Annotated in this window: 9 protein-coding genes; 2 read left to right on the plus strand and 7 right to left on the minus strand. The window is 65.4% G+C overall.

The window, feature by feature from the left end:
- Positions 1-37 precede the first annotated feature (37 nt).
- From WCE35_RS26705 to WCE35_RS26715, 3 genes are all read right to left on the minus strand, one after another.
- Positions 38-1,222: a pyridoxal-phosphate-dependent aminotransferase family protein gene (locus tag WCE35_RS26705; RefSeq protein WP_424596305.1), complete on the minus strand. Its 1,185-nt coding sequence runs from the start codon at positions 1,220-1,222 to the stop codon at positions 38-40.
- Between the two features lie 78 nt (positions 1,223-1,300).
- The gene (locus tag WCE35_RS26710) at positions 1,301-2,029 is read right to left on the minus strand and encodes a thermonuclease family protein (RefSeq protein ID WP_424596306.1); all 729 of its coding nucleotides are present in this window, start codon (positions 2,027-2,029) and stop codon (positions 1,301-1,303) included.
- A gap of 210 nt (positions 2,030-2,239) precedes the next feature.
- Positions 2,240-3,964, minus strand: a complete 1,725-nt coding sequence (locus WCE35_RS26715; RefSeq protein WP_424596307.1) for a hypothetical protein — start codon at positions 3,962-3,964, stop codon at positions 2,240-2,242.
- A 361-nt stretch (positions 3,965-4,325) separates the two neighbouring features.
- Here WCE35_RS26715 and WCE35_RS26720 point away from each other — a divergent pair, with 361 nt between their 5' ends.
- Positions 4,326-5,165, plus strand: a complete 840-nt coding sequence (locus WCE35_RS26720) for a caspase family protein (protein WP_424596308.1) — start codon at positions 4,326-4,328, stop codon at positions 5,163-5,165.
- A gap of 175 nt (positions 5,166-5,340) precedes the next feature.
- Here WCE35_RS26720 and WCE35_RS26725 read toward each other — a convergent pair whose 3' ends face one another.
- The 3 genes from WCE35_RS26725 to WCE35_RS26735 form a co-directional block, all read right to left on the minus strand.
- Positions 5,341-6,237 (minus strand): efflux RND transporter periplasmic adaptor subunit, encoded by an 897-nt coding sequence (locus tag WCE35_RS26725; RefSeq protein ID WP_424596309.1) that lies wholly within the window; start codon positions 6,235-6,237, stop codon positions 5,341-5,343.
- A gap of 889 nt (positions 6,238-7,126) precedes the next feature.
- Positions 7,127-7,957 carry an alpha/beta fold hydrolase gene (locus WCE35_RS26730; RefSeq protein ID WP_424596310.1) on the minus strand — a complete coding sequence of 277 codons (831 nt, stop codon included), beginning with the start codon at positions 7,955-7,957 and terminating at the stop codon, positions 7,127-7,129.
- A gap of 246 nt (positions 7,958-8,203) precedes the next feature.
- Positions 8,204-9,058, minus strand: coding sequence for a class I SAM-dependent methyltransferase (locus tag WCE35_RS26735; RefSeq protein WP_424596311.1), 855 nt, complete (start codon positions 9,056-9,058; stop codon positions 8,204-8,206).
- 159 nt (positions 9,059-9,217) lie between these two features.
- Between WCE35_RS26735 and WCE35_RS26740 the strand changes: the two genes are divergently transcribed.
- Positions 9,218-10,774, plus strand: a complete 1,557-nt coding sequence (locus WCE35_RS26740; RefSeq protein WP_424596313.1) for a winged helix-turn-helix domain-containing tetratricopeptide repeat protein — start codon at positions 9,218-9,220, stop codon at positions 10,772-10,774.
- A 15-nt stretch (positions 10,775-10,789) separates the two neighbouring features.
- Here the strand turns inward: WCE35_RS26740 and WCE35_RS26745 are convergent.
- Positions 10,790-11,939 (minus strand): adenylate/guanylate cyclase domain-containing protein (locus WCE35_RS26745; RefSeq protein WP_424596312.1); only part of this gene is annotated, 1,150 nt, incomplete at its 5' end.

Raw genomic sequence — 11,939 nt, forward strand, 5'->3', positions numbered from 1 at the left:
ATGGATTGCTTCGCGTGCGCTCGCAATGACGATTTTGCTAGGCGCCCACACTCTCCCCCAGCCATTGGATCGCGGCCTCGGTGCCGCCCTTGCCATGGGGAATGTCGAGCGCGTTGAGCCCGACCTCGATGACGCCGAGCGTGCCCAGGATCATCGGCGCATTGACATGCCCCATATGGGCGATCCGGAACGCCTGGCCCTGCAATTCGCCGATCCCGACGCCCAGCACCACGCCGCATTTTTCCTTGGCATAACGGTGCAGTGCCACGGGATCGTGGCCGTTCATCGTCACCGTGGTGACGGTGTTCGAGCGCTCGGACGGCTCGGCGATGTTGAAGCCGAGCACCTGGCCTTCGGCCCAGACCGCGACCGCGCGCCGCACCGCCTCGCCGAGCAGGCGATGGCGCAGAAACGTGTTTTCCAGCCCCTCCTCGAACAGCATGTCGACGGCCTGGCGCAGCGCGAACAGCAAATGCACCGGCGCGGTGCCGGCATATTTGCGGTAGTGCTCGGCGCCGTCGCGCTCGGTCCAGTCCCAATAGGGCGTGCGCAGGTTCGCCTTCCTGTGCACCTCGCGGGCGCGGTCGTTGGCGGCGACGAAGCCGAGGCCGGGCGGCGTCATCAGGCCTTTTTGCGAGCCGGACATCGCGACGTCGATGCCCCAGGCGTCCATCTCGAACGGCATGCAGCCGAGCGAGGCCACGGCATCGACCATGAACAGCGCGGGATGGCCGCTCGCCCTGATCGCCTTGCCGATCGCTTCGATGTCGTTATAGGCGCCGGAGGCGGTATCGACCTGCACCGCGAGAATCGCCTTGATCGTGTGATCCCGGTCCTGCCGCAGCCGCGCCTCGACCTCGGCCGGGCGGATCGCGCGGCGCCAGTCGCCCCTCAAGACCTCGACATCGGCGCCCATGGCGGCGGCGGCGTTGCCCCAGCCAATCGCGAAGCGGCCGCTTTCCAGCACCAGCACCTTGTCGCCGCGCGACAGCACGTTGGAGAGCGTCGCCTCCCATGCGCCGTGGCCGTTGGCGATATAGATATAAGAGTGTCCGCTGGTGGCGAACAGTTTGCTGAGGTCGTGCAAGAGACTTTCGGTCAATTCCACCATCTGGTCGGAATAGATGTCCAGCGCCGGGCGGTGCATCGCCCGCAGCACCTCGTCGGGCATGTTGGTGGGCCCGGGGATGGCCAGAAATTCCCGGCCCGCGCGAACGGTCATGGGTGGTGTTTCCTTAACGGATGGGCTGAACAGCCATTTCGAGGGGTTTTACGCGGTGCGCGGGCCTGAGGGAAGCCGCTACCGTTTGGTCTCGCGGCAGCCAGCGGCTTCGGCCTCGTCGACCGAGCAGAACCAGCGCGTGCCCTTGCTGATCTTCATCTCGATCTTGGCGTACCAGCGGCTGCCCGGCTGGTGATAGATGCATTCGCCGGAGCGATTGACATTGCCCTTGATGGTGCAGTCGGGCGACGGCGCCACCGAACCCGATGCCGAGGCCAGGAGGATGGTGGAGGCGTTCTCCGGCGGCTTGGTCGCGCCCAAAATGGCGGTCTTCTTGTTGCGGGCGCGCCAGTCCCACGGCGCGATGAACGCGCCCTGCCACATCCCGGCCTTGGCCTCGCGCGCGGCCTTTTCATCGGCGTCGTAATCGTGGGAGACCCGCGTGTAGGACAAGGCCCAGCCGCTCGCCACCAGCCATTTCTGGATGTCTTCGCCATCGACTTCGCAGCGCGCGACGATCCGCCCGCGGCGGTCGGTGGTGCGGGGGTGACAGGTCCAGCTCTTGTCGCCGGCATGGCGGACCAACTCGTCGCGCGCGGCAACCCCGCAGGTCCAGCGCTCGCCATGATGGTTAAGGCAAAGCTGATCGGTCGACGGCGCGTCGATCCCGCCCAGCCGAATGCGGCTGTTGCCGATCTGGATGTGATCGCCCTCGCGGATCTTCGGGACGCCGGCGATCTCGGCCGAACGGGCGATTTCGGGCGCCAGCAGGATCAGAACGGCAGCGAGCAGCGTCTTTGATTTCATCGGCAATCCCGGCAGAGCATGATTCGCCCAAAGATTGTGCGGGCAATTGGGCTGGGCGGCCAGTGCCCGGCGGGAGCGATGCTTTCAACTTTCCGCTACCGTCGTCGCGAGGCGTAGCCCGGATGGCAACGCGAATGGCGAATGGCGAATAGCGAATAGTGGATCGAGCGCGGGCCGCTCCTGTGTCCTGGTCGCTACTCGCCATTCGCCCTACCCTCGCATCCTCGGCCGCGCCAGCGAAAGTGCCATCAGCACGAAGGCCGAGGTGACCTCGGGGCCGCCGACCACAATGCGCGTCGGCGTCTTCATCTTGTTCCATTCATAGGCCCTGTACGGGCCGTGCCGGCCGCCCTCGCCGAACTGGCCGACGATAACGCGCAGCGCCGGGGTGAAGGTCGCGGCGTCGGCGCCAAGATGCGCCAGCGCCATCAGGGCGAGCGCGGCATCGAACGCGTTGATCTCGCGGGCGATCAACTCGTTCTGCACATAGGCCAGCACCTTGCCGCGGATGAATTCGAAGGCGCCGTCGGGGTCGATCGCCTCTCGCGCCGGCGCCGGCAGCGCCATGAAGGCGGCATAGCAGCGGCCGAAATAGGCCGAGTAAAGCTCGGGCAAGTAATAGATATGCGAGCGCGGATTGGTGAACGCGCCGCTGTCGGCGAGCCGTTTCTGAAAGCCGATGATGCGGTGAACCGTCTGAAGCCGCCGCGGGGTTTCGAGGATTTTCCACCGCGCAACATTGCGGAAGCTGACTTCGAGAATGTCGAGGTTGAGCGTCGGATCGAGATCGTTGCCGAACGGCCGCTCGCCGGCGAGATTATCGATCCAGGTCACGACGCCGCCCTCGTAATCGATATGGTCGTTCAAGGGCACGGTAACCCGCGGCTCGTTGGCGCCGCTCCGGACCTGATAGCCGCGGTAAAAATCCAGCAGCGGCTGCTCGAGGATCGGATCGTCGGAACCGGCCTGCGTGGCGGCCGAGAAGGCGCAGGCCGTGGTGTCGCAATCCGGCACGTAGATGCCAAAACCGAGATCCTGCTTGATCTGGGCGAAGAATCTCGAGAATCGCGGATGCGGCAGCGGCGCCAGCGCGGTGACGACGCTCACGGTCGAGCCGTCATGCGACGGCACCTGCTCGCGGCTGGTGGAGAGGCAGAACGCGACCATGTCCGCGATGGCGCGACGCGCGGCACCGGCCTGGTCCGCGGATGCCATGCCGGTTTCGACAAAACTCAATAGCGCCTCGGTGAAGAACGCGTCGTAATAGGCGGAGCGATGGCGGATCTGCATCGGCTGCCACATCGGCTCGGCGATCCCCCGCCAGGGCGGGTTGATCAGCCCCCGCGCCGGCGACCGGGCGATGAATATCCGCGCCAGGTTGAACAACAGCGTCGAGTTCTTGTAGCCGCGCGAATTAAGGCCAGTGAGCGCGACAAGCAGTTCGCGGCCGCCGATGTCGGCGTCGCCGATCAGGTTGAACGCGGCATAGGTCGGGATGACGCCGTTTTTGGCAAACGACCGCAGCAGATGCGCGCCGCAGCGGCGGATGACGGTGTCGATCTCGGCGGCAGCGGGGGTGTGCCGGGCGGCCGGGGCGGGGACCGGGGCGGGGTGGCGGACATCGATGGTGGCCAGCAGCTCGGCCACCGGCTGGCCGATCGCCGCCCAGTCTGGCTCGGCGTCGTCGCGGGCCCTGCTCAGGGCTTCCTGGAGCGCCCGAAGGCGGGTTTCATCCCGCAATTCCGGCAGCCCGGTCCGGCGCAACAGCGACCGCAAGGCCGGGTTACCCAGCGCGGTCCGATAAAATTTCCCGAGATGCGGGTCGCCGCCCTGGTAGCTGAGTAGCAGCGGGTCGCAGACGTCGTATAGCGACGGACCGTCCTTGCAGGCGGTCAGTGCCCGGACCGCGGCACCGGCGAAAGTGTGAAAACCCATGCAATTTCTTTCCGCCGGACGGTCATTTCAGGCGCCGCTGAATCCGCCCCGCGGCCGCCACTTGCTGTCGAGGCCAGCAAGCCTTTGAAAATGATATGAATCAACAGTAAAGACAAATGTGATGTTTGTCACACAACTTGATGCTTTTTTGCAGCATAATCAGGCTGCATCGACTCCATTCGCCAAAGGCGGTTGCCCGGGACGGCCATGCGGGTTAAGGGTTTGTTTGTTGCGATGCCGCAAATTGAGCTTAATTTAACGGCACAGACTTGGGGCTTCCCCTAAAACCCTGACGGCACTGACGCGACTAACTGGCGCGCCCTAAACAATGCCCTGGACAACGATTGGGAATTGAAACGCGATGAATATCAGGCAGCTACGCATCTCCCGCCGCTCCGTCACCGCCGCCGCCGCGTTGCTCGGCATGGTGTCGCTGGCGATCGGCGCCCACGCCGCGCTGAACAAGCGTGCGCTCGATGCCGGCAAGGCGATTGCCGCCGAGCAGGCCGGCGACGCGGAGAGTAAGGCTTCCCGCCTTGCGCTCGTCATCGGCAACGGCCAATACCCCGACGCGTCGGCGCCGCTGACCCAGCCGATCAACGACGCCCGCGGCCTTACTGCCGCGCTGCGCAACAAGGGTTTTGACGTCGACGTGGTGGAAGACGCCACCAAAGACGACATGAACCGCGCCATCGGCCGGCTGAAGGCGAAGATCCAGCCGGACTCGGTGGTGATGCTGTTTTTCGGCGGCTACGGCGTCCAGGTCGGCCGCGAAAGCTACATGATCCCGGTCGATGCCGCGATCTGGAGGGAATCCGACGTGCGCCGCGATGGCGTCAGCGTCGAGCAGGTTTTGGACGCGATGAAGGAGCAGGGCGCGAAGGCCAAGCTCGTCGTGCTCGATGCCTCCCGCCGCAATCCCTATGAACGCCGCTTCCGCTCGTTCTCCCATGGGCTCGCGCCGATCAGCGCGCCGGAAAACGCCCTGATCTTGTCCTCGGCGACGCCGGGCAAGGTGGTCGACGATTCCAGCGGCGCGCACAGCGTGCTGGTGGCGGAACTCCTCAACAACCTGCATCCCCAGGCCGGCGCCGAAAGCGCCTTCAACAGGACCCGCGTCGCGGTCTCCCGCGCCTCCGAAGGCGAGCAGATCCCCTCGGTGTCGTCCTCGCTGCTCGAAGACATCCGCCTCGGCGGCTAACTCCTTAAGCTCCCTCGCCGCGCTTCCGGCATCACGCGGAAGATGCCGCCCCTTGCGCCGCTACGCTCCCTCTCCCGCTTGCGGGGGGAAGGCCGGGGGTGGGGGCGCTTCCGCGGTCGCGGTCCCGCGGATAGTCCGCTTCTCCCGCCCTCGGATATCGAGAAAGCGTACTCGCCTACTTCGCGTCCATGCTGGTCATCACCGGCCGCACCGGATCGCCCTCCCGCAGCAGTGCGCCGGCGCGCGCCACCACGATGTCGCCCTCCGCGATGCCATCGCGGATCTCGACCTGGCCCGCCGCCATCAAGCCGGTTTCGACCCGCCGCGTCTCGATCCGGTCGCGTTTCACCACCTGCACCACGGTGCCGGCGGTGGAATAGAGGATCGCAGTCAGCGGCACCGAGACGCCGCAGCTCTGCCCGGTCTTGATCACCGCCCGCGCCGCTGAATTCACCAATAGCCGCCGGTTGCTCGAGACGCCGACGAACACCTGGCCGAGCTGGCTGTTGGGCTCCACTGTCGGCGCCATCCGCCGCACCTTGCCGTCGAGCTCGCCGGCGCCGATGATCCTGATCCGCGCGGTCTGGTTGACCGCGAGCCTGGCGATGTCCCTGGTCGGCACCATGCCGACCAGATCATACTCGCTGCGGGCGATGATCGAGAACAGCGCCTCGCCCTTGGCTGATGCCGTCGCGCCCACGGTCGCCGTCGAGGCCGAGATCACGCCCGCGACCGGCGCCTGCAGCATGACCGCGCCGCCTTCCGGCAGCGTCAGCCGCGCCAGATTCTGCCCGGCGCTGACGCTGTCGCCGGCATCGGCCAGCACCTCCGCGACCTTGAGCCCGAACCGCTCCGGCCTGACCTGCGTCTCGTCCCGCGGGATGACGATGCCGGACACCTCGACATTATTGGCGAAGCAGAATTTTGTGGCCTTGAGCACCGTGACGGCGGCGCCCTTTGGCGCGGCGTCGGGCTCGCTGGCGGCAAGGGAGGGGTGGGCGAGGGACAACAGGCCTGCGAGGACGAGGGCGGGGAGGTTTGGCGAAAGGTGGCGCGGGGGGAGGAGGGGCATCGATGTACCAGTCTGGTTCCGGGTTCTATCGATATCAGAAGGCTGCCTCTCGAGCCAAGCGCCGAGGCTTGAGATCAGGAAGGGCGCGGCGCTGGGTAACCCGTTCGGTCGCCGAAACCGGCGTCCAAGCCCGTATGGGCCAGAATACCTCGTCTCTTTGATGCGTTTCCGATTGCAACTTGTGCGAATGGTACTGATTTGCCCGACGGGCTGTCGCGTGAATGGCCTGTCCAGCCCCTTTCGAAAAAATATTCCGCTCCGCCCGTCGGGCAAATCAAAACTATAACTTCCGCCGTCCCATCCCCCAAGAGGGGCGTATCATGATCGTCACGAACGCGGGGTGGGATGCGGTGGACGCGGCAGCGTCGGGCGTGACACGTGATCGCAGGGCGGGTCCTTTGGGCTTCGTGAGCGATCGGCGGCACGCAGACGACCGGCGCCAAAGCGGACGGCAAAACCGTGTGGTCCTGGCACCCGTTGCTGGTGTCAAGTCGGCGGAGATTTTGCGAAACCAACCGGGTTCGACAAGATCGTCAATTCGCCGACGACGGTGACAAAACGAATTCGTCGCCGAGGAGAGCGCGGCATAAGCGTTAAAACCATTGCGCAGGGAAGGTCGGATGCCCCGGCTGATACCTGTATGCTCGTGTGCGCATTTTTTGCACATCTTGCACACGAGACCGCGGGTGCCAGCCAGCACCCGGCCTTCCCTGCGCCCTCTGTTTCAAAAGGGCGGAAATTTTCGGACAAGACTCGGGCGCATCGCGCCGCGAGATCATGAACCCATGTCTGAGACCCGTCATTGCGAGCGAAGCGAAGCAATCCATTCTTTCTTTACGCGGTGCCATGGATTGCTTCGCTGCGCTCGCAGTGACGGACTGCACCCCAATCAAACCGCCGACATCGCCTCCGCGCGCTCGTCCGCCTGCGCGATGTGCCTGGCGATCTCGGGATTGATGATGGCGGCATGGGTGATCGGAAGCATGTGGCCGGCGGCCGGCAGGTGTCTTGCATCGGCGCCCGCGATGATCGCGGCCAGCCGTTCGACGATGCGCTGGGTCATGATTGGCGACAGGCCACCCGAAAACAGCAGGGTCGGCACGCGAAGGGCCGCGGCGCGCGACTTCACGTCCGCTTCGCCGAGCGCCGCCGTGAAATCGAAGGCGAGCTTGTTGGCGTGCTCGATCATGCGAAGCCAGGTATTCGCCGACAACGGCTCCGCCGGGCCGGAGCCGTTCCAGAACGCGGTGAATTTTTCCAGCGCCTCCAGCACGAGGCCATCGCAGAGATTTTGGTAGACCTGATGTGCGAGACTCTTGAAGCGATCATGCAGCCGGCGGTCGCCGTCATCGTCGCACAGCAAGGTCGGCAGCACCGGCTCGATCAGGGTCAGGCTGCGAACACGCCCGGCGAAGGGCGAGGCGGTCGCGATCCGAAACGCGATGCCGCCGCCATAGGAATGGCCGACGAGATGGATCGGTCCCTCCGCTTCCTCGAGCCGATCGCAGAGGTCGTCAACCTCCTGCGCCAGCGTCGTCGGCAACTCGGCGCCACCGGGATTGCTGCCGTAGCCGGAAATATCCGGCGCGATCATCCGGTAGCGGTCACCGAGCTCGGCGGTGAGCCGCGTCCATTGCCGTCCCGACCCGAGCGAACAGTGCAGGGCGACGATGCAGCTTCCCGAGCGGCCCGCGCGCGGTATTTGAATCACAGGTGTCATCGTACGATTCCTGATGGGAAGCATGAAGGCTTGAAATTGAATCGCTGGCGTTCGAGTTACCTCGCCCCGCTTGCGGGGAGAGGTCGGATCGCTCTTGCGATCCGGGTGAGGGGGACTTTCCGCGAGTCCAACTCTGTGGAGAGAGCCCCTCACCCCAACCCTCTCAGAGCGAGCTACGCTCGTCTCGGCCCCGCAAGAGCGGGGAGAGGGAGATGCAGTCGCCGGATCGCGAGATCCCGCGAGGTATCAGCGCCTGGTGATCACGACCTCGAGGTATTCGCTGGGCACGACCAGGGTGCCGTCGCTGGCCCGGTTCATGCGCACGATGAGCGCATGCAGGTCGTTGTGAAGTTCCTGCTGCTTCGCCGCATCGAGCGCGGCGAATGCCTTCAGCACCGGACCGTAGAAGGTCTTGAAGATGTCCAGAAAATGTTCCGGCGAGCGGTAGCGGAAGTTGAAGATGCGCGATTCCGCCTTGATCGAGGCGGCAGCAGCGTCGAACATTTCGGTCAGCCGCGCGCGGGTGCCCCACAGCGCCGGCGATTTGGCGCCCGCGGGCGGCGGCAGATATTTGCCGAGCGTCTTGAACACCTGCCCGATAAAACCTTCCGGCGTCCAGTTCGCGAGACCGATCCTGCCCAGGGGCCGGCAGACACGCAGCAGTTCGGCCGCGGCGCGGTCCTGGTTCGGGGTGAACATCACGCCGAAGGTGGAAAGCACGCAATCGAAGCTCGCATCGTCGAACGGCAGGTCCTCCGCGTCCGCCTCGGCGAATTTGACCGTCATGCCCTCGGCCTCGGCGCGGGCGCGGCCGCGCTCCAGCAGCGCCGGCACATAATCGGTCGAGGTGACGTCGCACCATCGGCGCGCGGCGGCAAGCGTCGCCATGCCATTGCCGGCGGCCACGTCGAGCACCTTCGATCCGGCGGGAAGATCGAGCGCCTCGCAAAGCTCCTCGCCGACGATCTGCAGGGTGTTGCCGACCACGGCATAGTTGCCGGAGGACCAGGCGGCCTGCTGGCGGGTCTTGAGCGCGGCAAGATCGGGCGCCGGCGCGGGGGCGGAAGACAATGTCGGTGCGGTCGCAGTCGTGCTGGCCATCGGATTCTCCTTATCAGGATGCGGCCACAGGGAATCGGACCGCGGTGAACCTGATATGCCCTTGCGCGGACCTAAAGACTCTGACAGCGGGATGAGGTTATCTTGAGGGTAGCCTGATTTTTCGATGAGATGCCCATCAGCCGTTCGGTGGATGACGACGTGCAATTCGTGTTTTCCAATCATGTGCTCGACGTCGGTCTCCGCGAGCTTCGCCGCGGCGGCGAGCGCGTGGCGGTTGAGCCGCAGGTGTTCGATCTCTTGATTTACCTCGTCGAGAACCGCGACCGTGTCGTCACCAAGGACGACCTGATCGCGGCGGTCTGGCAGGGAAGGATCGTTTCCGAATCGACCCTGACCTCCAGGATCAACGCGGCGCGGAAGGCGGTCGGCGACAGCGGCCGGGAGCAGGGCGTGATCCGCACCATCGCGCGAAAAGGCTTTCGCTTCGTTGGCGAGGTGCGCGTTGAGCGCGCTGCATCCCCGCCGCCGGAGCGGGCGGCCGAGCCGACGCGGCAGGCATTGCCGGTGCTCGATCGTCCGGCGATCGCGGTGTTGCCGTTCGCCAATATGAGCGGCGAGCCCGAGCAGGAATATTTTTCCGATGGCATCAGCGAGGACATCATCACCGCGCTGTCAAAGCTGCGCTGGTTTTATGTGATCGCCCGCAACTCTTCCTTCGTCTACAAGGGAAAATCCGTCCACATCGGGCAGATCGGCGAGGAGCTCGGCGTCGATTATGTCGTCGAGGGCAGTGTGCGCAAAGACGGCGATCGCGTCCGCATCTCGGCTCAGCTCAACGATGTCACGACCGGCGGCCACATCTGGGCCGAACGCTACGACCGCAGTCTCGCGGATGTGTTCGCCGTGCAGGACGAGATCACGCGGGCGATCGTCGCCGCGATCGAGCCGCAACTCTACGCCGCGGAGAATTTCCGCGCCCAGCGCAAGGCTCCGGACAATATGGACGCCTGGGATCTGGTGATGCGCGCGCTGTCGCATTACTGGCGGGTGACACGGCAGGACAATGTGGTGGCGCAGGCGCTGCTCGAAAAAGCCATCAATTTCGATCCGTGCTACGGCCAGGCGCTCGGTCTGCTCGCCGCCAGCCGCATTTTCGGCGCCCATATGGGCTGGGAGGAGATGGCCGAGGCGCTTCGGATCGCGGAACGTTCCGCGCTGGCGGCGATCCATTCCGACAGCGAAGATCCCTGGGCGCATTATGCGCTCGCCAGCGTCTATCTGTTCAATCGCCAGTTTGACGATTCACTCGCCGAATTCGAGCTGGCGCTTCGGCTCAATCCCAACTTCTCGCCCGCTCGGGGCCTTTATGGGGTTGCGCTCGCCTATTGCGGGCGCTGGGAGGAGGGCGATCGCGCGGCGCGCGAGGCGCTGCGGCTCAGCCCGCGCGACCCGTTCGCGGCGATCTATTGCGGCGTGGCCGCCTATTCGCAGTTTGTCGGCGGCAATTACCAGGAGGCGATCGGGCTGTCGCGCGAAGCGTTGCGACTGCGCAGCGATTTTGTCGGCGCGCACCGGGTGCTGACCGCGGCCGCCGCGATGGCTGGCCATGACGACGTTGCAAAAGCCGCGTTGCAGGAACTCCGTCGCGCCCAACCCACGATCTCGCTGTCCTGGATCGCTGACCAGATGCCGTTCAAACACGATACCGAGCGCAAACATTATCTCGACGCGTTCCGGCGGGCCGGGTTGAGCTGATGAGTGAAGCGCGGGTTACGACGACTGCTTCTGCCATAGCGCCGCCGGCGCCCTGGCCTCGGTCGCTTCACCTTCCTCCCGCCAGCGCAAGATCTCCGCCGCCAGCACCGGATGATTAAAGCCCTTCAGATTGAGATCGTCGATCGGCCGGCCCTCGACCCAGGGCTCGACCATGCCGTAGACGCGCCTGGAAACCACGATCTGGTTCGCCTTGGCCTCGTCGCACAGCCGCGAGGCGAGGTTGGTGACGCTGCCGATCGCGGCATATTCGAGCCGCTGCTCGAAGCCGATCTGGCCGAGCGTGGCGTAGCCGAGCGCGATGCCGATGCCAAAGCCGAGATTGTGGCCGCGGTTGCGCCACCGCTCGGTCAATTGCCCGATGACGTCGCGCATCTCCACGGCCATCTTCACCGCCCGCGCGGTGTGGTCCGCAAACTGGATCGGCGCGTTGAACAGGATCATTACGCCGTCGCCGGCATAGCGGTCGAGCGTGCCCTCATAGCGGAAGATCAGTTCGCCGAGCGCCGCGTGATATTCCCGCAGCACGTTCATGGCCTCTTCCGGTTCGGTGCTTTCGGTGAACGCCGTAAAGCCGCGCAGGTCGCAGAACACCACCGTGACCTCGCGGCGGTGGCTGTCGAGCAGCGCATCGTGGCCGTCGGAGGAGGCGATCAGTTGCGCGACCTGCGGCGCCAGGAAGCGCTCCAGGCGGCGGATGCGCTCGATTTCGGCCAGTTGCGTCTCGACGCGCTGTTCCAGCGACTTGTTCCAGTCCTTGAGCTGGTTGGTTTGCTCCTGCAGCTTGTCGGCCTGCTGGCGGACGGTGTTGTGCGCAGTCTCCAGTTCGCGGCCCTTGTGGTCCACCTCCGTGAACAGCCGCGCGTTGCGCATCGCCAGCGCCGACTGGTGCGCAAAGGTCTTCATCAGCCCGGTCAGGTTCGCCGAAAACTCGCCGGCATTGTTGCGCAGCACCACCAGTGATCCCAAAAAGCCCTTCTGATCGACCAGCGGCACCACCAGCACGGAATGGAAGCCGGCCGCGACCGCCACGTCGCGCAGCGGATGATCGGCGGCGGCGGCAAGATCGGCAATCGCGATCGGCTCGCCCCTCGCCGCGGCCTCGCCGAGCACGCTTCCCGCCTCGTCGATCGCCAGATGCCGGCTC

The organism is Bradyrhizobium sp., from assembly GCF_049691595.1.
Classification (GTDB): domain Bacteria; phylum Pseudomonadota; class Alphaproteobacteria; order Rhizobiales; family Xanthobacteraceae; genus Bradyrhizobium.